The 22235-nt window shown below is 58.0% G+C and carries 17 protein-coding genes; 7 read left to right on the plus strand and 10 right to left on the minus strand.

The window, feature by feature from the left end:
• Window positions 1-30: 30 nt before the first annotated feature.
• The 4 genes from ubiG (at window position 31) to BK662_RS08860 (ending at window position 3633) form a co-directional block, all read left to right on the plus strand.
• On the plus strand, window positions 31-729 hold the full coding sequence (gene ubiG / locus BK662_RS08840) for a bifunctional 2-polyprenyl-6-hydroxyphenol methylase/3-demethylubiquinol 3-O-methyltransferase UbiG (protein ID WP_046042598.1): 699 nt from the start codon (window positions 31-33) through the stop codon (window positions 727-729).
• A gap of 4 nt (window positions 730-733) precedes the next feature.
• Window positions 734-1405 (plus strand): N-acetylmuramic acid 6-phosphate phosphatase MupP, encoded by a 672-nt coding sequence (mupP, locus tag BK662_RS08845; RefSeq protein WP_052964126.1) that lies wholly within the window; start codon window positions 734-736, stop codon window positions 1403-1405.
• A gap of 186 nt (window positions 1406-1591) precedes the next feature.
• Window positions 1592-2332, plus strand: coding sequence for a YciK family oxidoreductase (locus tag BK662_RS08855; protein ID WP_007899713.1), 741 nt, complete (start codon window positions 1592-1594; stop codon window positions 2330-2332).
• A gap of 374 nt (window positions 2333-2706) precedes the next feature.
• Window positions 2707-3633 (plus strand): GGDEF domain-containing protein, encoded by a 927-nt coding sequence (locus BK662_RS08860; protein ID WP_123357751.1) that lies wholly within the window; start codon window positions 2707-2709, stop codon window positions 3631-3633.
• Between the two features lie 140 nt (window positions 3634-3773).
• On the opposite strand, the gene BK662_RS08865 is transcribed toward BK662_RS08860, so the two are convergent.
• A complete protein-coding gene (locus BK662_RS08865; protein ID WP_375538986.1) occupies window positions 3774-4535 on the minus strand; it encodes an iron-containing redox enzyme family protein in 762 nt (253 codons plus the stop codon).
• A 76-nt stretch (window positions 4536-4611) separates the two neighbouring features.
• On the minus strand, window positions 4612-7071 hold the full coding sequence (locus BK662_RS08870) for an EAL domain-containing protein (protein WP_123357753.1): 2460 nt from the start codon (window positions 7069-7071) through the stop codon (window positions 4612-4614).
• A gap of 218 nt (window positions 7072-7289) precedes the next feature.
• On the opposite strand from BK662_RS08870, the gene BK662_RS08875 reads away from it, so the two are divergent.
• Window positions 7290-11456 (plus strand): hypothetical protein, encoded by a 4167-nt coding sequence (locus BK662_RS08875; RefSeq protein ID WP_123357754.1) that lies wholly within the window; start codon window positions 7290-7292, stop codon window positions 11454-11456.
• A 1-nt stretch (window position 11457) separates the two neighbouring features.
• Here the strand turns inward: BK662_RS08875 and BK662_RS08880 are convergent, their stop codons facing one another.
• From BK662_RS08880 to BK662_RS08900, 5 genes are all read right to left on the minus strand, one after another.
• Window positions 11458-13275: an ABC transporter ATP-binding protein gene (locus BK662_RS08880; protein ID WP_123357755.1), complete on the minus strand. Its 1818-nt coding sequence runs from the start codon at window positions 13273-13275 to the stop codon at window positions 11458-11460.
• Window positions 13268-13870, minus strand: a complete 603-nt coding sequence (locus tag BK662_RS08885) for a DsbA family protein (RefSeq protein ID WP_185047109.1) — start codon at window positions 13868-13870, stop codon at window positions 13268-13270. Before BK662_RS08885 ends, BK662_RS08880 begins: the two co-directional genes overlap by 8 nt.
• A 39-nt stretch (window positions 13871-13909) precedes the next feature.
• Window positions 13910-14851: an oxygen-dependent tRNA uridine(34) hydroxylase TrhO gene (gene trhO, locus BK662_RS08890; protein WP_123357757.1), complete on the minus strand. Its 942-nt coding sequence runs from the start codon at window positions 14849-14851 to the stop codon at window positions 13910-13912.
• A gap of 278 nt (window positions 14852-15129) precedes the next feature.
• Window positions 15130-15429 carry a BolA family protein gene (locus tag BK662_RS08895; RefSeq protein ID WP_052964137.1) on the minus strand — a complete coding sequence of 100 codons (300 nt, stop codon included), beginning with the start codon at window positions 15427-15429 and terminating at the stop codon, window positions 15130-15132.
• 12 nt (window positions 15430-15441) lie between these two features.
• On the minus strand, window positions 15442-15966 hold the full coding sequence (locus BK662_RS08900) for a DUF2059 domain-containing protein (RefSeq protein WP_008005911.1): 525 nt from the start codon (window positions 15964-15966) through the stop codon (window positions 15442-15444).
• 192 nt (window positions 15967-16158) lie between these two features.
• Here BK662_RS08900 and BK662_RS08905 point away from each other — a divergent pair, with 192 nt between their 5' ends.
• Window positions 16159-17553, plus strand: a complete 1395-nt coding sequence (locus BK662_RS08905; RefSeq protein ID WP_123357758.1) for a class II fumarate hydratase — start codon at window positions 16159-16161, stop codon at window positions 17551-17553.
• A gap of 139 nt (window positions 17554-17692) precedes the next feature.
• On the opposite strand, the gene BK662_RS08910 is transcribed toward BK662_RS08905, so the two are convergent.
• A complete protein-coding gene (locus BK662_RS08910) occupies window positions 17693-18652 on the minus strand; it encodes a DMT family transporter (RefSeq protein WP_123357759.1) in 960 nt (319 codons plus the stop codon).
• A gap of 201 nt (window positions 18653-18853) precedes the next feature.
• Between BK662_RS08910 and BK662_RS08915 the strand changes: the two genes are divergently transcribed.
• Entirely contained in the window at window positions 18854-19048 is a 195-nt protein-coding gene (locus BK662_RS08915; RefSeq protein ID WP_123357760.1) for a DUF6316 family protein, read from the plus strand.
• A gap of 139 nt (window positions 19049-19187) precedes the next feature.
• Here the strand turns inward: BK662_RS08915 and BK662_RS08920 are convergent, their stop codons facing one another.
• Window positions 19188-20372 (minus strand): thiolase family protein, encoded by a 1185-nt coding sequence (locus tag BK662_RS08920; protein ID WP_123357761.1) that lies wholly within the window; start codon window positions 20370-20372, stop codon window positions 19188-19190.
• Window positions 20373-20477: 105 nt separating this feature from the next.
• Window positions 20478-22001, minus strand: a complete 1524-nt coding sequence (gene pap, locus BK662_RS08925) for a polyphosphate:AMP phosphotransferase (protein ID WP_123357762.1) — start codon at window positions 21999-22001, stop codon at window positions 20478-20480.
• Window positions 22002-22235 lie beyond the last annotated feature (234 nt).

The raw sequence follows: 22235 nt of genomic DNA on the forward strand, positions 1-22235 counted from the left end.
GGATTTTTCAAGTTTTAGAGGACTGACACCATGAGCAACGTCGACTACGCCGAAATCGCCAAATTCGAAGCCCTGGCCCATCGCTGGTGGGACCGCGAAAGCGAGTTCAAACCGCTGCACGACATCAACCCGTTGCGGGTCAACTGGATCGACGAGCGCGTCAATCTGGCAGGCAAAAAAGTCCTCGACGTCGGTTGCGGCGGTGGCATCCTCAGCGAAGCCATGGCTCAACGCGGCGCAACCGTGATGGGCATCGACATGGGCGAAGCGCCGCTGGCTGTCGCTCAACTGCATCAGCTGGAATCCGGCGTGAGTGTCGAGTACCGGCAGATCACCGCCGAAGCCCTGGCCGAAGAAATGCCCGAGCAGTTCGACGTGGTGACTTGCCTGGAAATGCTTGAACACGTGCCGGATCCGTCGTCGGTCATCCGCGCCTGCTTCCGCATGGTCAAACCGGGTGGACAGGTGTTCTTCTCCACCATTAACCGCAACCCGAAGGCCTATCTGTTCGCCATCGTCGGTGCCGAATACATCATGAAGCTGCTGCCGCGCGGCACTCACGACTTCAAGAAATTCATTCGCCCCTCGGAGCTTGGCGCCTGGAGCCGCATGGCCGGCCTGACCGTCAAGGACATCATCGGCCTGACCTACAACCCGCTGACCAAGCACTACAAACTGGCGGCCGATGTCGACGTCAACTACATGATCCAGACCCTGCGCGAGGAGTAAGCCGATGCGTATCAGAGCAGTCCTTTTCGACATGGATGGCACCCTGCTCGACACCGCGCCGGATTTCATCGCCATCTGCCAGGCGATGCGCGCTGACCGTGGTTTGCCGCCAATCAACACTCAACACATTCGCGATGAAATTTCCGGCGGCGCCAAAGCGATGGTCGCCGCGAACTTTTCCATGGACCCGGAATCGCCGGGGTTCGAGGAACTGCGTCAGGAATTCCTCGACCGCTACCTCAAGGGTTGCGCGGTCCACAGCCATCTGTTCGATGGCATGGCCGAGGTGCTGGAAAAAATCGAAAAGGCCAACCTGATCTGGGGCGTGGTCACCAACAAACCGGTCCGTTTCGCCGAGCCGATCATGCAGCAACTGGGCCTGGCGGAACGTTCGAAGGTGCTGATTTGCCCCGATCATGTGAAGAACAGTAAACCGGACCCGGAGCCGTTGATCCTGGCGTGCAAGATGCTCGACCTGGATCCGGCCAGTGTGTTGTTTGTGGGCGATGACCTGCGGGACATCGAGTCCGGCCGCGATGCCGGCACCAAAACCTGCGCGGTGACCTACGGTTATATTCACCCGGACGATAATCCGAAGCATTGGGGCGCAGACGTGGTGATCGATCATCCGCTGGCGCTGGTCGAGGTGTTGGATAACGCTTTGTGCAGCTGCTGAACACAGAGGCTTTTGTGGCGAGGGAGCTTGCTCCCGCTGGGCTGCAAAGCAGCCCCTCTATCTATGAACGCAGTCTTTCAGGCACACCGCATTTGCAGGTTTTTACGACTGCTTCGCAGCCGAGCGGGAGCAAGCTCCCTCGCCACAGATACGATGCCTGCCTGTTGAATTGTTGTGAGGTTTTTTATGTTTGATTATTCCGCCCGCCCTGAATTGCTCAAGGACCGGGTCATCCTCGTCACCGGCGCTGGCCGTGGCATCGGTGCCGCCGCTGCGAAAACCTACGCCGCCCACGGCGCCACCGTGTTGTTGCTGGGCAAGACCGAAGCCAATCTGACTCAGGTCTATGACGAGATCGAAGCGGCCGGGCATCCACAACCCGCCGTGATTCCGTTCAATCTGGAAACCGCACTGCCTCATCAATACGATGAGCTGGCAGCCATGATCGAGACCGAATTCGGCCACCTCGACGGCTTGCTGCACAACGCCTCGATCATTGGTCCCCGGACACCGATCGAGCAGTTGTCCGGCGAAAATTTCATGCGCGTCATGCACGTCAACGTCAACGCCATGTTCATGCTCACCAGCACCCTGCTGCCACTGCTCAAGCTGTCTCAGGACGCCTCGGTGGTATTCACCTCCAGCAGCGTCGGTCGCAAGGGTCGTGCGTATTGGGGCGCGTACGGCGTCTCCAAGTTTGCTACCGAAGGCTTGATGCAAACCCTGGCCGACGAAGTAGACACGGTCGCACCAGTGCGCTCCAACAGCATCAATCCCGGCGCTACCCGCACCAGCATGCGCGCTCAGGCCTACCCCGGTGAAAACCCGCTGAACAATCCGACGCCCGAGGAGATCATGCCGGTTTATCTTTACCTCATGGGTCCAGACAGCACCGGCATCAATGGCCAGGCGTTCAACGCTCAGTAACGCCCGTGCGTCGCTTTTCTGCCGCGACGACTTCCCGCCGCGGCACTCAAACTCGGTGGTAACTACCCCCGCTTCAAGTCAAATAAATGTCGTCACCCTCCGCAACCCCTCTCGCATGACCTTTCAGTATTTTGATTTTTAAAGCTTTTTATTCGACTGAACCGAATGGCACGACTTTCGCTCTAATTTTGTTCAGACACGCCGTGTGAAAGCAGACGGGGCGGAGCTTGAGCCGAGAGGTTACTAATCTTCGGCAAAGCGGACTAAACTCGTGCCAAATGTCCTACGGGACTGATGGACCAGTATGACGCGCAGCCCAAAGCCGCTCTCACCCAGCCTGTAAGACAGCCTTACTGCTTAGGGGCTCACGCCATATGAAATCACCTTCCCAGACCAACGCAATTGACTTCGACAGTGCCAAATTGCAACGCCTGGGCTTTGGTCAGCAGCCTCCCCTCCTGGAGCGGCCCGTCAGTCTTGCGCAGTTGCGCCAAGCGCTGGGCCTGCAACTGCAAACCAGTCTTGAGCCGCAACGCATCCTCGGACTCTTCTTCCGTGAAATTCAGCGTCTTGTGCCGCTGGATGCCCTGAGTTATGAGCATCCGTCCAGCGACTTGCGCCTGCAATTCGGCTCACGGGGTCATCATTCAATCAGCTACAGCCTCAGTCATGAAGGCGAACAATTGGGTGAGCTGGTGTTCCGCCGCAATCAGCGTTTCAGCGAACAGGAACAGGGTAGCCTGGAGTCACTGTTGTCGACCCTGCTCTTCCCCATGCGAAACGCCCTGCTCTACCGAGCGGCGACCCAAAGCGCATTGCGTGATCCGCTGACTGATACCGGCAACCGCACCGCTATGGATCAGACGCTGCAACGGGAAATCGAGATGTCGCGGCGACACTCCCAACCCCTGTCGCTGCTGATGCTGGACATTGATCACTTCAAACACATCAACGACACCTACGGGCACAGTGCCGGCGATGAAGTGCTGAAGGCCGTCGCAGCTTCGATCAAAAACCAGTTACGCAACGTCGATATGGTGTTCCGGTTTGGTGGCGAAGAATTCATGATCCTGCTGTCCAATACCAGTCGGGAAGCGGCAGCCATGGTCGGTGAACGACTGCGGTTTGCAGTGCAGGCTCAAGACTATGTGGCCGAGGACAAGATGATCGAGCTGACGGTCAGCATCGGTTGCTCGACGCTGCTACCCGGCGAGTCTGCCGAGAGCCTGCTGCGACGGGCCGACAGTGCGCTGTATGTGGCCAAGCGTGAGGGGCGTAACCGCCTTGCGATGGCGGGCTGATATTTCAGCAACGCTGCATAACTCATGTGGGAGCGGGCTTGCTCGCGAAAGCGATCTGACATTCAGCATCTGTGTTGAATGTTAAGCCGTCTTCGCGAGCAAGCCCGCTCCCACATTGGGTTTGTGTTGCTTTCAGAGAATCAGCTTTCGGCCAACGCCATCCGCTCACGGACTACCGGGGTTTTCACTGCCAGTTCCAACTGCATGCAGCGTTCCAGGAACAGGTACATGTAGTCGTAACTTTTGCAGACTGCCTGGCGCAACTCCACTTGCAGTGCTTTGCTCGGGTTCATACCCGCCAGGGTGCAGATGATTTCCAGCGCCTCCCATGGATGGGCATCGTCATACTGGGCGTGCATCTTCAACCACTTCATGGCCCGCTTGCGATCTTCCTCGGGGAACGCCGCCGCGTAGACGCCAGTGGAACAGACCAGTGCCGACCACTCTCCGGTCGCACCCTCGATGGCGTAGTTGGTGGCGGCGATGGCCACGATCAGCGAATCCGACGAACTGGTGTGCCAGCACCAGTGGCTCAAGGCGTGAAGCTCAGGGGCCACCTGTTGTGCTTGCAGATCTTCCAGGCTGACACCGTGAGCACGGCTCCAATGCACCCAGTAATCGGCATGGTTCAATTCGACGCGAATGTTGCGCATAAGCCAGCGACGCGCCATGTCTTCGCCAGGGTGGCGCGCAAAACGGGTCTTTGTCAGGTTCTGTGCCATGTATAAAGCGAACTGTTCGACCACCGGCCAGCCACCAATAAGGTACTGACGCATGGTTTTTGCACTGAGCTTGTTATCTCGCATGCGTTGATACAGTTCGTGTCCGACAACCCGGCGTTTGCTCTCGCTGCAATCCCGGATCAGTTGCTGAGCCCAGGCGGGATAACTTGCAGCTTCCATGAGTGGTCCGGTTCTGTTGAATGTGTCGATCACTGTCGCGCTCCTTTTGATTGTGATTTTTAGATCAGCAAGAGTTTCAACGGAACGTGCCGGGCGCCTTGAACAACAAAGGTCGGGGCCGGGCAGGACGACTTTGCAAACTATCCCAGGTAAACAGATGCGGGCGTTCAATCACATACCCTTGAGCGTAATCCACCCCGATCTCCAGCAATGCCTGCTCGATCTGAGGTGTTTCAACGAACTCGGCAATCGTGCGCTTACCCATGACATGACCGATGCGATTGATCACTTCGACCATGGCGCGGTTAATCGGGTCGTCCAGCATATCCTTTACGAAACTCCCGTCGATCTTCAGGAAGTCTACAGGTAAATGTTTCAAGTAAGCGAATGAGGACATACCGGCGCAAAAGTCATCTAGCGAAAAATGACAACCTAAGCCTTTGAGTTCATTGATAAATCTAATTGCACTGCCCAGATTTGCAATCGCGCTGGTTTCTGTAATTTCAAAACAAATCATTTCAGGTGGAATTGAATATGCAACAAACTGTTCACGAAGGAAGTCCAGAAACGCCTCATCTCCGATAGTAATACCTGACAGATTTATCGCACACATGGCCAACGGCCCTTCGCGCTCTTGGGCGATGCACTGGGCAATGACTTTGAAAACGTTCTCCACCACCCAACGGTCAATTGACGTCATCAAACCGTAACGCTCGGCAGCCGGAATGAAACTGTCCGGCAGAATCATGCGCCCCGCTTCGTCATGCAGGCGCAGCAGGATTTCGATATGTCCGCCGCCCTGCTCGCCAGGGCCAAGGGGCGCGATTTCCTGGGCGTACAGGCAGAAGCGGTCCTCTTCCAACGCCACATGCAGGCGTTGCACCCAGGCCATCTCGCCAAAGCGCAGGGACAGCTCCGAGTCGTCGGCATGATAGACCTGAACCCGGTTGCGGCCCTTTTCCTTGGCCATATAACAGGCCATGTCAGCGGCCCGCAGAGAAGCTTCGAGGGTGGCCGGACTCTGGACCACATGCACCAGACCAATGCTCACGGTGGTCACGAACGGCCGGCCTTTCCAGACAAAGTGCAGGTTCTGCACGGTCTGGCGCAGGACTTCGGCGATTTTCTCGGCCGCTTCCGGCGCACAGTTTTCCAACAGAATGCCGAACTCGTCGCCACCCAACCGGGCCAGGGTGTCGCCTTCGCGCAAACCTGATTGCAACAACGCACAGATATGCCGTAACAACTCGTCGCCCGCCGCATGACCGCAGGTGTCGTTGACCAGTTTGAATTGATCCAGGTCGAGAAACATCAAGGCGTGACGCCCCGCCTGGCGCGTCAGGTTATGCAGGGCCTGTTCGAGGCGGTATTCGAACTCGCGGCGGTTGGCCAGCCCGGTCAGGGCGTCATGGGTTGCCTGCCAGGACAGATTGGCGATGTATTGCCGCTCCTGAGTCATGTCGTGCAGCACCAGCACGGTGCCACTGACCTTGCCCGTGTTGCGGATCGGCGCGCCGACCAGCGTGACCGAAACCGTGCTGCCGTCCAGACGCTGGATCAGTTTGGAATGCTCGCTGCCACCGCTGAGCTGCCCGCTCAAAATGTGCTCGATCAAGGTAAAACCATCAGCCTGAGCGTTCTCATCCAGCAGATTGAACAGCGCCGCCAATGGCAACCCTGCCGCCTGTTCGGCCTTCCAGTGAGTCAAGGCCTCGGCGGCCGGATTCATATAGGCAATCGCGCCCTCGACGTCCGTGGTGATCACCCCGTCGCCAATCGACTGCAGAGTGATCTGCGCCCGGTCTTTCTCCAGCTGCAAGGCATCGGCGAAGGCATGGCGTTGCTTGAGCAGTTTATGAGTACGCAACAGGGCCAACACAATCAAACCCAGCGCTGTGGCGAGGTTCGTCACCAACAGCAGCCGAAGAATCACCCGTGAGCCTTCGCCCAAGGCATCGCTGAACGCTTTGGCGGCAGGTGTCACGCCATCGTTGATGGCAAAAATCTGGTCTTTCCAGCGTTTGACGTCGACTTCCGTGACCTGGCTATCGGCAATGCGCTGATGCATCTCCCGCGCGACGTCATCGAGTTGCACGAGGTACGCGTCACCGACCGTCCAGAGGTCGATGGCTTTTTCAAGGTAGCTGAAGTGCCGGAAATTGAGGTACAGCCAAATCACGCTGGAGACGTCGTCCGGGTGGTTGCCGCCCTTGAGAATGGCGATTCGCGCCGCCTCGATATTCGGTGGCTGATGATCCAGCGCCAGACGCAATTCATGGCCACCCTGAGGTACGGCAATCGCGTTCTGGTATTTGAGAAAAATCGTTTCGTCGCGACTGTCGGCGTAGAGATTGAGGTAATAGATGGCGTCTTTCTGGCCCTTGGACCACAGGCTTTCACCACCGACGTAGCCGCGAACCGCCGAAAGAACGTAAAGGCTGACGCCTCCCAACAGGGCCTGAAATAACACGACGGCGATAAAAGGCCAGACAATGCCCAACAACCGAGGGGTTCCGAGAGTCCTTTTTTGCTTCATGAGGTCCCTTGTTTAAGCACTGCCAGATCAGCATCCAACGTGATCGCTACAGCTAGACTAGGGTGCGTTCTCGGTTCCGGCAAGCAGAGGATCGGCCTCAATGCCGTACACGTGCGCCCCCTATAGATATATACCGCCAAAGCCGGTTTGGAGATCTGTTTACTGGGCACTTCGGGCTCCCCCTATCCGTTGCGGGAACCCTTTCAAAGGAGTGCAACATGACAGAGACGTCTTTACCTTCACCTGATCAACGCCCCCTGTCACCGGCGGACGAAGAATTTCGCGCCAGTCAGGCTCTGGGACTCGACGACGGCCCGGATATCGAATACTTGGGCCTGCGCCCCACTGCCCGGGATCGAAGAGAGCTCAAGATTATTCAGCACGCAGCCCCCGACCTCGCGCAATACATGACCATCGACATTTACACGGCAAAACGCATCAATACTCAAATCATCGACATCGTGAAAGCTTTCCTGAACGGCAGGCGTTCATTGATCGGTCATCTCGGCGCCTCTGTACTGGATTGCGCCTCCATGGATCAATTGCGCGCGACGCCTTCTGTATTCCTGCTGCGAATGCTGAACACGTTAGAAGCAAAAGAGCTGGGCGACACGCTGCTCAGGACGCTCAAGTGGTATGGCGCAGGTCCTGATGAACAAACTTCGGCGTCCGTGCGCCATCAACTGGTTTGCAAAGCCATATGCCTTTACTTGCACGCCCCGTCTGCGGATGAGCCGCAGGAAATCGCCGGATTCCGCTGGCAAGACACGGCTCATTGGGGCAAAAGCTACCAGACCCTGCGCAGCGATTTTGAACAGCACTTGCTGCGCACCCATCGGGTCACTGATGCAAAAGAGGCGGCCTTACTCGCGCGGGTATTCGAGACCCGCGTCTCAAAGGACTTCGCTGTGCGCGATATCCCGTCCGACCTTCCTTACAAGAGTTCGGTGGTATGGGTGAACTTCATGCACGGTGTGCTGCTGGCAGATGAACTTGGCCTTGATCGATTGCAAGCGCTGTCCTTTCAGCAACTCGTCGACTTGCCCCTGACCCGGAGCGCCGACGCCTCGTCCGAACAACTTGAGCAGATCACTCGACTGAGGATGGTGCCGGCACTGGAATGGGCGGTCTGCTGCGGCATCGTTCAATCGCGAACAAAATCCGATTACGACGAGGACGATATGAAGCGGGCGATGGCGGCTCTGGAAAGCCACTGCGAGAGCCTGAACAACGCCGTTGTGACACTGGACTTGCCGCCCCCTGAACGACTGAAGATGGCCAAACGGGTAAAGGATGATCTGTTTGGCGATGCAATGTTCGAATCGGACGGGCGCAAGTTGCTGAGGGATGATCCACCGAGTGGCTCGGGGTTCAGAGACACGCCCTCATTGACGCTGCCAGGCCATGCATTCCTCGATGTCTATGCCGACGGCCAATTGGATGACGCAAGCAAATGGTTTGTAACCCAGCCTGATGGGAAAACACGAACCAGCCGCTGGATCAGGATCGACGACAAGCGAACCCTGCAACATCATGAATTTCGCAAAGATCACATGGGGATCGAAAGACGTGTTATTTCCACATACGGCGGCAAGACGCTGCCTGATATCAACAAGCAGTTTGAAACAGACTTCACAAATTACCTTTCGAAAATCAGATCGGCCTATCAGACCCTGATCACCAGCCTACTCACCTCACTGCCACTGGCCGACCGCCAGGCCCTTGAAGTGGGTCACGTCCGCTTGCTTGGCCTGCACCTGGGAAAAAACCTCATCAAGGTAAGCGGAGACATCCGGCCAAGAAAAGGTTTCGTTCTACAGGTGACCCACAACGATGAAATCACCTATTACGAACTGATCCCGAGTGCTGGCGTCATTCGTTGCCGACCGCACATGAGAGTTTCAACTGTCAACGGGGTTCGCACCACGTTTCCGTTGCACGCCTCAATCCCCGGACAAAGATATACGGCTGAACTCAGCACTACGCTGCTTCTCGATTGGGACGCTCACTTAAATGGCACGCAGCCTGCTGACAGGGCGTACTGCATAGCGATCCTCGGCGTGGTCGGTGACGTGCCCGCGGCTGTATCGCCAAATGCAGCCGTTAGCGAAGTGACAACGCAGGCATCTGCCCGTTTGAATGAAGTGGCCCACTACATTGCAACGAATTTCCTGTTCGTCGATGAACAACAGTTGCATACCCAAGCCCGCGGCATGACGGCATTCGACACCATCAGGGCCAGAAGCGAACAACGGATCAGTACGGCCATGGAAGTAGCCAAAGGGTTTGTGCCCTTCTGGGGCAGTATTGAGGATATTTTGTCAGGCAAAATTGACAATATACTCATAGGCGCGGCCGGACTCGTGCTGGACCTGGCTTCATTCATCAGCCCTGTCGGGAAATTCATGTCGGGTTCAGTGCGTTTGATCAGGGCCGGGGCCACAGCCTCGCGCATGACCGTCAAAGCAAGCCTGCCTTCCTTTTCAACGTTGACCCGAAAACTCCTGATCGCCACGCTGAGTAACCTCAATCCGCTGGACGGGGTACCGACACTACTCAAGTCAATGGGAAGCGGTGCGTGGAAAGGACTGCACATGGCGGGACGCATTGGTGTCAGGGGGGTCAAGAAACTGACAGGACACGCCGACAGCTACCGACTGATGCACAACCTGCCCCAGACAACCGATCCGGGGCGCTGGAAGCCGCTGACAAGCAATGATCGACTGGCAACGGTCAACGGTGTCGATGATGTACTTGTGCGCAATACCAGCCGGTCGGATCTGACCCGATTTCACCCCGTCGACCCGGTGACGTCCTTGCCTTATGGCCCGCGCCTGCACAATCACAGCGAAAACCTCATACAGGGCCGCTCAACCTTCAAAACATTACCTCCTACCGAATCCCACGTCCCGGTAGAACTCCCGGATTACGCCCATATCCGTGAAGTACTTGAGGTCGATGGTCGAACCACACTGTTCGTTGATGACATTCCCTATCGTCTGGACGGCAACCAACTGCGCCGTGCCGACTTGATTGATGATCAGGCGATGTTCAGATCCTTGCCTTGCCGGGTACGACGTAATCCGGGTGCCGATGTATGCACGACCAAATTCGTCACCCGTGATCCGGCACCGACGCCGGCCATTGGCAGTTTCGACGAAAACAAAGGCTGGGCGCCGTGGTTTGGAGACAGTATCTATACGCCGGCCACTGCGGATCGGGCGATGTTGCTTAAAACCTTGAAGAAAAAAAGCCAGCTCCCGGCGACGGTGGAGTTCCAAAAAGGGATTTATGGGAGGATCAAGGTGAGTCTTCCCTACGGGAACCAGAATCAATTTGATACCTTTCAGGCCGGTGCCACCATCATCCCGGCGATAGACGATTCGAAGCGCTATGTGTTCACCCGGCTAGATGCTGGAGCTTTTTACGTCGCCGAACTGGCACAAGGTCAAAGCATAAGAGACACGCTGAATTTCAAGAAAGCTTCCAAATTGCCGGAAGATCTCAAAGCAGAATTGCTGACTGTCTACACCGGATCGTTGAATGCCAACAATATGGCAAGGATTTATGGCACGGAAGCGGTGGAACGTGCGTTGAAAACAATGGAAGAAATTGCCATTCCGATTGGCGGTCACGTGAACCCGCCCGATACGCTCAAGCTGCTCAAGGTCGATACCACTCCGGGCGAAGCGGTGCTGTTCGACAATTCCACACGCATGATTGTCAGCAATCTTCCGAACGGGGCGACGTCTTGGTCTCGCAGCAAAAACGCTTCGGAGCCCTTTCGCCAAAGAGCCGCGGACATCTTCGATACGCTGTTCGTTGAGAAGACCATCACTGTCGGGTTGAACAGTAACTTGCGAATCGATAAGACGATGGGCAAGTTCCAGAAGCTGCTTCCCCCTGACCTTCAATCAGGGAATGCGAGAAATATCGCTTACGCCGACATCGTGACATCGACCGGTAAGCGCGAGGTTTATGTCAGCGTTTCCGGCGCACAGGGACTTACCGCAGAGCTGCCACTGTTCAAACATCCGTTCGCCCCGGATAAAATCATCGTCGGCGATACAACCTACTTCAACATTGACTTCGGCCAGACATTTACCAGGACGTCCTTGAACGTCTCAAGCGAAGGAAAGGTATTGGCCATTCCGCATACGATAAAGAACATTGATACCTATACGCCTGCGATGACCAGCCGACCGACTTCTCTGGACAGCGAGGCCAAACTGATCAGCACGCTGCGGAAAAAATACCCGGAGAACACTATGATCAAATCAGTCGACGTGGCCACGACCATGCCGCCATGCAATAGCTGTTCAGTCGTCATCAAAGAGTTCGGCCATGACGGCGGGGCGGATGCTCTGAAGGTGCTGTGGAAGTGACCTACAACTGCTGCAAATGCCCATAAAGCTTGGCGTACAACCCACCATCAGCAATCAACTGCTGATGGTCGCCATCCTCGGCAATCTGCCCACCGTCGAACACCAGGACCCGGTCAGCCTGCTTCACTGCAGACAAGCGGTGCGCAATGATCAGCGTGGTGCGGTGGCTCAGAAACCGTGCCAACGCCTGGTGCAGGTTGTATTCGGTGGCGGCATCCAGTGCTGAAGTGGCCTCGTCGAGGATGACCACTTTCGGTTCGGCCAGCACCATTCGCGCAATCGCCAGGCGCTGACGCTGCCCGCCGGATAAACGCACACCGGAGCGCCCGACAATACTGTCCAGGCCGTTGGGCAATTCACGCACCGTGTTGTGCAGTTGAGCAATTTCCAATGCCTGCCAGCAGGCTTCGTCGCTGCGTTCGCGGCCCATGGTCAGGTTGGCGCGCACGGTGTCGTTGAACAGTGCCGGATGCTGCAAGACTACGGCGACATTTTCACGCACGGTTTCCAGACCAATCTCTTCCTGAGTCGAACCACCGAAACGGATGGTGCCCGCCAGCGGCGTGTACAAGCCCAGCAGCAATTGCACCAGGGTGCTCTTACCGCCACCGCTGGCGCCAACAATCGCGACTTTTTCACCGGGTGCGATGGACAGGTTCATCTGGTTCAACACCAACTCGTCGCCATAACCGAAGCTCAGTCCCTGAACTTCGATGCCTACCGTGTCGCGCCCCTGGAACGGGTCGACACTGCCGGTGTATTGCGGCTCATCGGCGCGGGCCAGCAACTCGTTGATCCGCGACAGCGCGCCACCGGCGGCGTAATAGGCGTATTGCAGATTCAGCAGCTGTTCCACCGGACCGATCATGAACCACAGGTAGCTGAACACCGCGAGCATCTGGCCGATGGACAGATCAGAGAACAACACCGTGAGCATGGCCGCGGCACGGAAAATATCGATGCCGAACTGGAACAGCAAGCCGCTGGCACGGTTCGATGCATCGGTTTTCCATTGCGAGTTCACTGCGTAATCGCGCACTTCACGCGCTCGCTGGCCAAGCCGTCCGAGGAAAAAGCCCTGACGATTACCGGCGCGCACTTCCTGGATGGCATCCAGCGTTTCGGTCAAGGCCTGGGTGAAGCGCGAGGTGCTGTCGTTCTCGAGTTTCTTCAGGTGTTTGACCCGCTTGCCCAACTGCACCGTGGCATAGATCACCAACGGGTTGAACAGCAGGATCAGCAGCGCGAGTTTCCAGTGCATCCACATCAGGATGGAGGCGGTGCCCACCAGCGTCAGCATGGCCACGAGGAAACGACTGAGGGTTTCGCCGACGAATTTGTCCAGCGTGTCCAGGTCCGTGACCAGGTGCGTAGTCACCGTGCCGCTGCCCAGGCTTTCGTATTCCCCGAGCGAGATGCACTTGAGTCGCTCGATCAGCCGCACCCGAATCCGATACACGATGTCTTTGGCCAACGCCGCAAACAATTTCGCCTGCACAACGTTGAACAATAACGCAGCGCAACGTAGTGCCAGAGTCACCAGCAGCATCAGGCCAATGTAACCCGCGGCTTTCTGCCAGACGTCGGGCAGCGCGTGGTTCATGATTTTCAGCGCGGCGTCACCGTGGCCCAGCAGCACTTCGTCGACCAGCAACGGCAACAGCAAGGGGATCGGCACGCTGCACAGCGTTGCCAATACCGCGACGCCGTTGGCGATCCACAGGGATTTTTTATGGTGAAGGGCCAGTCGACGGATTTCCGCCCAGCTCAGACGGTCGACACGTGCAGGGGCTGGAACGTCATCGGGCAGCTCATGCACAGGCAGCGCGCTCCAGCCAGCGGCCGAGCAACGGTGACAACACACTCAAAGGCTGATACCCATTGGTCAGCAACGCCAATTGACCATCACGCTCTGCCAGCAAGGTCGGGAAACCGGCAATGCCCAGGTCCTGGACCCAGGTGAAATCGGCAGCGGTGGCTGCGTGCTGATCGGCACGGTCGAAGGCAGCAGCGAACTCGATGCGCGGTAAACCGGCCTGCTCTGCCAGCTCGACCAACACGCTGGCGTGGGTGACGTCGCGCCCTTCGGCGTAGAACGCGTGCTGGATCAACCCGAGCAGTTTCCACGCGCAATCCGGTGCCAGGCTGCGCGCCGTCACCAGCGCCCGACAGGCAGGCTCGGTGTCGTAAACGAATCCATCGGGCAGCGCGCCTTCAAACTTGAACGGTTGGCCGGTGGCCTCGTGGACCGCCTGCCAGTGCTCAAGAATGTAGCGCCGGGTAGTCGGCTCCAAAGCTGAGCCGCTGCCGGTGCGCAAACCGCCGACGACCAGATGCACGTCCACCCCCGCTGCCTGCGCCTGCTCGACCAGCGCGTTGGCCACTGGCGTAAAACCCCAGCACCAGGAACACATCGGGTCCATCACATAGAGCAGGCGACGTGCAGACATGGTTCAAGCCTCGGAAGGAGTTTGCTTGTAGTTGTAACCAATTGGGTGCGGCAAGTTGCGCGCCTTGGCCAGTTCGATCTGCTTCTGCCGGTCGATGGCACTGCGACGGGTTTTCTCGCTCAGCTTATCCCAGCAATGCGGGCAACTGATGCCGGCCACGTAATGCTCGGATGCGCGGTCTTCCACACTGACGGGTGTACGACAGGCATGACATTGATCGTAGTCGCCTTCGCTGAGGTCGTGACGAACGGTCACCCGGTTATCGAACACGAAGCAGTCGCCCTGCCATTTGGTTTCTTCCTGCGGCACCTCTTCGAGGTACTTCAGGATGCCGCCCTTGAGGTGATAGACCTCGTCGAAACCCTGGCTGAGCATGTAGCTCGAGGCCTTCTCGCAGCGAATACCACCGGTGCAGAACATCGCGACTTTCTTATGCACGGCCGGGTCGAAATTGGCTTTGATGTAGTCAGGGAATTCGCGAAAACTGGTGGTCTTCGGATCGATGGCGCCTTCGAAGGTGCCGATCGAGACTTCATAGTCGTTACGGGTGTCGATCAACAGCACTTCAGGATCGCTGATCAGGGCGTTCCAGTTCTGCGGATCCACATAGGTGCCGACCTTTTTGTTCGGGTCCACGCCTTCGACGCCGAGGGTGACGATTTCTTTCTTGAGTTTGACTTTGGTGCGATAGAACGGCTGATCGTCGCAGTACGACTCTTTGTGGTCGATGTCGTCCATGCGTGGATCGTTCTTGAGCCAGGCCATCAGCCCGTCAATGCCTTCGCGGCTGCCGGACACGGTGCCGTTGATGCCTTCTTCGGCGATCAGCAGCGTGCCTTTGATGCCGTTGTCGACCATTGCTTGCAGCAGCGGCTCGTGCAGGGCGACGTAATCTTCCAGGGTGACGAACTTATACAGTGCCGCCACGACAATCTGTTGTGTCATGGGTAATTCTCCAGGTGGCTACCCTCGTAAGGGGTGAACCGGATGCGAAAAAAAACGCGCCGGGTGAGCGGCGCGTTGCGGATTCTAGCAAAAACGGTGTGATTTTAGGACTGCGAGATGCCTTTGTGGCGAGGGAGCTTGCTCCCGCTCGGCTGCGAAGCAGTCGTAATGCTGGCGACTGCACTCTTTCAGACAGAATGCTGTTGCAGGTTTTGGGACTGCTTCGCAGTCCAGCGGGAGCAAGCTCCCTCGCCACAACAGCTCTTCAGCCCGTCACATTAATGCTTGCTGCCGCCAGCACAGGTCGGCGAAGCCGGAGCCGCGTCGATCTGTGCCCATTCTTCCGGCGTGTAGGTATGCAGCGCCAACGCATGGAACTCGCCCATCAGTTCGCCCAAAGTGCCATACACCTTCTGGTGACGCTTGACGCGATTGAGGCCTTCGAACTGCTGGCTGACCACCACCGCCTTGAAGTGGGTCTGTAACCCACGGCTGTGCATGTGGCTTTCATCCAGCACTTGCAGATGCTCGGGCTGTAGCAGCCCGAGTGTCGATTCGATGCGTTGTTGCATGGTCATCCCGAACTCCGCTTAAGGCTTTTTCTTGGCAGGAGCGGCAGCGCCTTTAGGCTCCAGCTCGGCTGTCATGTCAGCCAGCAGTTTGTTGACCACAGGCACCGCGCTTTCCAGCTTGGCTTGAGTCATCTGGGCCGATTGCTGAGTCAGCTGCGGCATTTTTTCCAGAACTTTCTTGCCCAGTGGCGACTGGTAGAACGCAACCAGATCCTTGAGCTCGGATTCACTGAAATTGGTGGTGTAAAGCTTGACCATGTCCGGCTTCAGCTTGTTCCAGCCAATGGCGGCGTCCAGAGCGGCGTTGGCCTTGGCCTGGTAGGTTTCCAGCAGGGCTTTTTTCGATTCAGGGGCCTTGGTCTGTTCGAAGCGCTGAGCGAACATTTGCTGCACTTGCATGTACACCGGAGTGCCCAATTTGTCAGCGTGCGCCAGGGTCAGGAAAGCTTCGGCACTGGCGTTGTGGCTGGCGGTATCGGCAAAAACCTGGCCGCTGGCGCAAACCAGTGCAACCGCGGTACAGATGGCACGAAGACGAGTCATCGAGTTTCCTTTTCTAGCAGGCGAGGCAAAACCTCAAGGGCGTCCATTCTGCACCTAAAAAAGTGTGTCACTCAACCCCAAGCCTTGTCGCGCCTGATTTAGAGGGGTTGAACGGTCAAATTCCAGACTGATGGAACCACAGCCGACGATCACGGCCTAAACTGCGCTATCAGACCGACAGGAGTGTGCATGATGAGCCGTATCGAAACCGACAGCCTGGGCCAGGTAGAAGTCCCGGATGACGCTTACTGGGGCGCTCAGACGCAACGCTCGCTGATCAACTTCGCCATCGGCAACGAGCGTATGCCGCTGGCGGTGCTGCACGCCCTGGCCTTGATCAAGAAAGCCGCGGCGCGCGTCAACGATCGCAATGGCGACCTGCCCGCCGACATCGCCCGCCTGATCGAACAGGCCGCTGACGAAGTGCTCGACGGCGACCACGACGAGCAGTTCCCGCTGGTGGTCTGGCAGACTGGCAGCGGTACTCAGAGCAACATGAACGTCAACGAAGTGATCGCCGGTCGCGCCAACGAACTGGCCGGTAATCCGCGCGGTGGCAAGGCCCCGGTACACCCCAACGATCACGTCAACCGTTCCCAGAGCTCCAACGATTGCTTCCCCACGGCCATGCACATCGCGACGGCCAAGGCGGTGCAGCAGCATTTGCTGCCGGCGATCAGCGAGTTGTCTGGCGGATTGGCGGAGTTGTCCGCACGACACATGAAACTGGTCAAGACCGGTCGTACCCATATGATGGACGCCACGCCGATTACCTTCGGCCAGGAACTCTCGGCGTTCATCGCACAACTGGATTACGCCGAGCGGGCGATCCGCAGCGCGTTGCCGGCCGTCTGTGAGCTGGCTCAGGGCGGCACTGCGGTTGGCACCGGATTGAACTCGCCCCACGGTTTTGGCGAAGCGATCGCTGCTGAACTGGCCGCCCTTTCCGGCCTGCCGTTCGTCACCGCCCATAACAAATTCGCCGCCCTGGCCGGTCACGAACCGTTGGTCACCCTCTCCGGCGCCCTGAAAACCCTTGCCGTAACCCTGATGAAAATCGCCAACGACCTGCGTCTGTTGGGCTCCGGGCCGCGAGCGGGGTTTGCCGAAGTGAAACTGCCGGCCAATGAGCCCGGCAGTTCGATCATGCCCGGCAAAGTCAACCCGACTCAGTGCGAAGCGCTGTCGATGCTGGCCTGTCAGGTATTGGGCAACGACGTCGCCATCGGTTTTGCGGCCAGTCAGGGCCACCTGCAATTGAACGTGTTCAAACCGGTGATCATCCACAACCTGCTGCAATCGATCCGCTTGCTGGGCGATGGCTGCAGTAACTTCCAGCAGCATTGCATCGCCGGGCTGGAACCGGATGCCGAGAAAATGGCCGAGCATCTGGAACGAGGTTTGATGCTGGTGACGGCGCTGAACCCGCACATCGGCTACGACAAATCGGCGGAAATTGCCAAGAAGGCTTACAGCGAGGGGCTGACCCTGCGCGAGGCGGCGTTGCAGCTGGGCTATCTGACGGATGAAGATTTTGATGCCTGGGTGAGGCCGGAGGATATGTTGGAGGCTGGCAAGCAGGGGTGAATCTGAAAATGATTTAGTGCCAGACAGTCAGTCTTCGCGGGCAAGCCACGCTCCCACAGGTTATGTGTCGATCGCAATATTCGGGATCGACACATAACCTATGGGAGCGTGGCTTGCCCGCGAAGAACGATAACGCGGTCTAACTGGCCGCCATCCGCACCCGCCGGGCCTTGAGCCCCGCCATCAACGATGGCCCCAACGCCACCAGCGCCGACCCGAGCACCACCAGCACCGCCCCGCCATAACCCAGGCCATTGATCTGCTCGGCATGCACATACTCCGGCCATAACCACGCGGCCATGGCCACGGCGGCAAAGGTCACCAGCGGCGTGATCGCCAGCGTCGCACTGACCCGTGAGGCTTCCCAATGGGCCAGGGCTTCAGCGAAGGCGCCATAAGCGATCAGCGTGTTCAAGCAGCACGCCAGCAGTAGCCAGCCTTGCAGCGGACTCAATTGCAGCGCCTCCAGCGGATGCACCCATGGCGTCAACAACAGCGCGCAGAACAGGTAAATCACCATCATCACCTGCAACGAATTCCACACCGTGAGCAACTGCTTCTGACCCAAGGCATAGAAGGTCCAGACCGTGGACGCCAAGAGCACCATCAGCACACCGGCGGTGTAATCAGTCAGGGAGGTGAGCAACTCACTCAAGCGCTGATTGAAGAACAGTGCAAAGCCGATCAGCAGCACCAACAGGCCAATCCCCTGCCCTACGCTAAACCGTTCCTTGAACACGAACAGACTGGCGATCAGCAACATGATCGGGCCCATTTGCACCACCAGCTGCGCGGTGCCGGGGCTGAGCAGGTTCAGGCCCATCAGGTACAGCACGTAGTTGCCGACCAGTCCGAGTACCGCCATCAACACCAGCCAGCCACCGCGCGGGCCGAGGACTTTGCGACTCGGCAGGCGTTTGGTCGCCGCCAGATAAATGAACAGGCAACCGCCGGACACCAGCAGGCGAAACCAGGTCACCGTCACCGGGTCCATCACCAGCAGCACTTGCTTGAGCTTGATCGGCAGGATTCCCCACAGCAACGCAGTCAGCAAGGCCAGGCACAGACCATAAACCCAGCGACCCGATGAAATATGCATGCTGACCCCAAAGCCGATTGGCGAAAACGGTCATTCTAGGCTCAGACCGGGGCGCGACACAGGGACAGTTGCCAACGGGCCGCGAATGAAACTGTGCAGGTCGCAACATAAAGTTGACGATATGCCGTCGATCAGGTGGCCAGGCGGGGCAAGTGGTTCATGCATAAGCTCATTGAAACCGTCACCCGCAGGAGATCGCCCATGTACGGCATGCGCGCCCAAGACAACGCCCCCGCCACCCACTTTCGTTGTGACCGCTTGTGTCGTGTGAATGGAGAGCTGTATTTCACCACGCGGGAACACACGCTGGAGGGGCCGTTTGAAAACCGGGAGACAGCGATGCGTGAGATTCAGGCGTATATCGAGCGGATGCAGTTCTTGTGCATGAGCCGGTAAACCGCTGCGCCTTCATCGCGAGCAGGCTCGCTCCCACAGTGGATCTATGGTGAACACAATATTGGTGAACACCAGTGATCCATGTGGGAGCGAGCCTGCTCGCGATAGCAGTCAATCAGGCAATACAAACTTTGCGAATTTAACGCACCACCTCAAACAACCCCGTAGCCCCCATCCCGCCCCCCACGCACATGGTGACGATGCCGTAGCGCAGGTTACGCCGCTGCAACTCTCGCACGATGTGCCCGACCTGACGCGAACCGGTCATGCCGAACGGATGGCCGATGGCAATCGAACCGCCGTTGACGTTGTACTTGTCGTTGTCGATTTCCAGCCGATTGCGGCTGTACAGGCATTGCGAGGCGAACGCTTCGTTGAGCTCCCACAGATCAATGTCAGCCACCTGCAACCCCTTGGCCTTGAGCAACTTCGGCACCGAGAACACCGGGCCGATGCCCATCTCGTCCGGCTGGCACCCGGCCACGGCAAAACCGCGGAAGAAGGCTTTGGGCTTGAGCCCCAGCGCCAGGGCTTTCTCCAGGCTCATCACCAGGGTCATCGAAGCGCCATCGGACAGTTGCGACGAGTTGCCGGCGGTCACCGAACCGTCTTCGGCAAACACCGGTTTCAACCCGGCCAGGCTTTGCAAAGTGGTGTCCGGGCGGTTGCAGTCGTCGTGGTCGACGATGCCGTCGAGGATCTGCACCTGGCCGGTGACCTTGTCCTCAACGCGATACTTCACCGCCATCGGTACGATTTCATCGTTGAACAACCCGGCGGCCTGCGCCAGGGCGGTACGCTGCTGACTTTGCAGAGCGTATAAATCCTGCTCTTGGCGACTGACATCGTAACGACGCGCGACGATCTCGGCGGTCTGGCCCATGGGGAAATAGATACCCGGCACCTGCTCTTTCAGCAGCGGGTTGATCAGGTTGTCGGTGTTGACGCTTTTCATGGTCAGGCTGATCGACTCGACACCACCAGCGACAATGATGTCGCTGCAGCCCGAAGCGATCTGATTGGCGGCAATGGCGATGGCCTGCAAGCCCGACGAACAGAAGCGGTTAAGGGTCATGCCACCCGTGCCAATGCCCAGGTGTGACAGCACCGCGACGTTGCGACCGATGTTGAAACCCTGGGCGCCTTCGTTGGAGCCGGCGCCGACGATGCAATCCTCGACGCTGGCCGGGTCGACGTCATTGCGCGTGAGCAGCGCGTTGACACAGTGGGCCGCCATGTCGTCCGGACGGGTCATGTTGAACTTGCCGCGAAAGGATTTGGCCAGGCCGGTCCGTACGCTGTCGACGATCACCACTTCACGCATGGCATACACCTCATTGTTGTTGTCAGTCAGGAGTTGGACCGAGCATAAGTCCACCCTATGACTGACCGCGACAATCATTCACCCCGCGTATGCGTAGCCATCGGTTCAGCGCTTGCGTTTTTGCAGTTTCTTCTCGCGTTTGTCGGACTTTTCGAAGGCCTCTTCCAGCGCATGGTTAATGGTGCGCAAGACCTTGACCCGCGCCCAGCGCTTGTCGTTGGCTTCCACCAGAGTCCACGGCGATATCTCGGTGCTGGTGCGATCGACCATATCGCCGACGGCGGCGCGATAATCGTCCCATTTGTCGCGATTGCGCCAGTCGTCTTCAGTGATTTTGAAGCGCTTGAAGGGGATCTCTTTGCGCTCCTGGAAACGCTCCATCTGAGTCTGTTTGTCGATGGCCAGCCAGAACTTGACCACGATCACTCCGGCATCGGCGATCTGCTCTTCGAAGTCGTTGATCTCGCCATAGGCGCGCATCCAGTCCGCCTTGCTGCAAAAGCCTTCGATGCGTTCCACCAACACCCGGCCATACCAGGAACGGTCGAACACGGTGAATTTGCCCCGGGCCGGAATATGCCGCCAGAACCGCCAGAGATACGGCTGCGCCCGTTCTTCCTCGGTAGGTGCGGCGATCGGCACGATGTCGTACTGGCGCGGGTCGAGCGCTGCGGCCACCCGACGGATTGCCCCGCCCTTGCCTGCCGCGTCGTTGCCTTCGAACACCGCAATCAACGCGTGGCGACGCATGCGCTTGTCGCGCATCAGCCCGGAAAACCGTGCCTGCTCGGTAATCAGTTGCTCTTCGTAATCGTCCTTGTCCAGCTGCAGGGTCAAGTCCAGGCTGTCGAGCAGATTCAGTTGATCGACGCTGGGGAACAAGGGCGCTGCGCTGACTTTGTGCGGGTGAATCCTGGGTCTCTTCAGCGCGCTCTGCAGGCCCTCGAGCAAGATCTTGCCGACCGTCAGGCTCCGATAGCGCGCGTCCACGCCGGCAATCACATGCCACGGCGCATAGTCGCGACTGGTGCGGCGCAGCACCCGTTCGCCGTACTTCACGAACTTGTCGTAGGTCGCGGATTGTTGCCAGTCCAGCGGGCTGATGCGCCAGCTGTGCAGCGGGTCGTCGGCCAGCGCCTTGAGCCGCGCTTTCATTTGTTTCTTGGAGAGGTGAAACCAGAACTTGAAGATCAGCGCGCCTTCGTCGCACAGCATCTTCTCCAACCGCTCGGCCCCGTTGATGCTTTGATCGAGTCGCGGATCCTTGAACAAACCATGAACCCGTCCCTGCAGCATCTGGCTGTACCAGTTGCCGAAGAAAATCCCCATGCGGCCCTTGGCCGGGAGCATCCGCCAGTAGCGCCAGGCCGGTGGTCGTGCCAGTTCTTCGTCGGTCTGCTGGTCGAACGTACGCACCTCGATCAGGCGCGGGTCCATCCATTCATTGAGCAACTTGACCGTCTCGCCCTTGCCGGCCCCTTCAATGCCATTGATCAAAATGATCACTGGAAAGCGGTGTTGCTGCCGAAGTTCAAACTGCGCTTCGAGCAAGGCCCCACGCAAGGCCGGCACTTCGGCGTCATAGGTTTCTTTGTCGATGGCATGACCGATTTCGGCGGATTCGAACATAGAGAGCAGCTCCTTCCAGGATTGAGCAAGACTAGCGGATTGACTGCTCATGTATAGGACAAATCAGTCTTTGAGGCCGATACAATCCCTGTGGCGAGGGAGCTTGCTCCCGTTGGACGGCTAAGCCGTCCCGACCTCAGCAACCCCGCACTCCAGTAGTACATCGACAACCAGCTTGCGGCTGCTTCGCCCCCGAGCGGGAGCAAGCTCCCTCGTCACAAAAGCGACGTTTTT

Source organism: Pseudomonas frederiksbergensis, assembly GCF_003732275.1.
GTDB lineage: Bacteria > Pseudomonadota > Gammaproteobacteria > Pseudomonadales > Pseudomonadaceae > Aquipseudomonas > Aquipseudomonas frederiksbergensis_H.

What these genes read in the sequence shown, in the direction of transcription:
- ubiG (WP_046042598.1), top strand. Translation starts at nt 31, where the DNA reads ATGAGCAACGTCGACTACGCCGAAATCGCCAAATTCGAAGCCCTGGCC.
- mupP (WP_052964126.1), top strand. Translation starts at nt 734, where the DNA reads ATGCGTATCAGAGCAGTCCTTTTCGACATGGATGGCACCCTGCTCGAC.
- BK662_RS08855 (WP_007899713.1), top strand. Translation starts at nt 1,592, where the DNA reads ATGTTTGATTATTCCGCCCGCCCTGAATTGCTCAAGGACCGGGTCATC.
- BK662_RS08860 (WP_123357751.1), top strand. Translation starts at nt 2,707, where the DNA reads ATGAAATCACCTTCCCAGACCAACGCAATTGACTTCGACAGTGCCAAA.
- BK662_RS08865 (WP_375538986.1), bottom strand. Translation starts at nt 4,535, where the DNA reads ATGGAAGCTGCAAGTTATCCCGCCTGGGCTCAGCAACTGATCCGGGAT.
- BK662_RS08870 (WP_123357753.1), bottom strand. Translation starts at nt 7,071, where the DNA reads ATGAAGCAAAAAAGGACTCTCGGAACCCCTCGGTTGTTGGGCATTGTC.
- BK662_RS08875 (WP_123357754.1), top strand. Translation starts at nt 7,290, where the DNA reads ATGACAGAGACGTCTTTACCTTCACCTGATCAACGCCCCCTGTCACCG.
- BK662_RS08885 (WP_185047109.1), bottom strand. Translation starts at nt 13,870, where the DNA reads ATGTGTTCCTGGTGCTGGGGTTTTACGCCAGTGGCCAACGCGCTGGTC.
- trhO (WP_123357757.1), bottom strand. Translation starts at nt 14,851, where the DNA reads ATGACACAACAGATTGTCGTGGCGGCACTGTATAAGTTCGTCACCCTG.
- BK662_RS08895 (WP_052964137.1), bottom strand. Translation starts at nt 15,429, where the DNA reads ATGACCATGCAACAACGCATCGAATCGACACTCGGGCTGCTACAGCCC.
- BK662_RS08900 (WP_008005911.1), bottom strand. Translation starts at nt 15,966, where the DNA reads ATGACTCGTCTTCGTGCCATCTGTACCGCGGTTGCACTGGTTTGCGCC.
- BK662_RS08905 (WP_123357758.1), top strand. Translation starts at nt 16,159, where the DNA reads ATGAGCCGTATCGAAACCGACAGCCTGGGCCAGGTAGAAGTCCCGGAT.
- BK662_RS08910 (WP_123357759.1), bottom strand. Translation starts at nt 18,652, where the DNA reads ATGCATATTTCATCGGGTCGCTGGGTTTATGGTCTGTGCCTGGCCTTG.
- BK662_RS08915 (WP_123357760.1), top strand. Translation starts at nt 18,854, where the DNA reads ATGTACGGCATGCGCGCCCAAGACAACGCCCCCGCCACCCACTTTCGT.
- BK662_RS08920 (WP_123357761.1), bottom strand. Translation starts at nt 20,372, where the DNA reads ATGCGTGAAGTGGTGATCGTCGACAGCGTACGGACCGGCCTGGCCAAA.
- pap (WP_123357762.1), bottom strand. Translation starts at nt 22,001, where the DNA reads ATGTTCGAATCCGCCGAAATCGGTCATGCCATCGACAAAGAAACCTAT.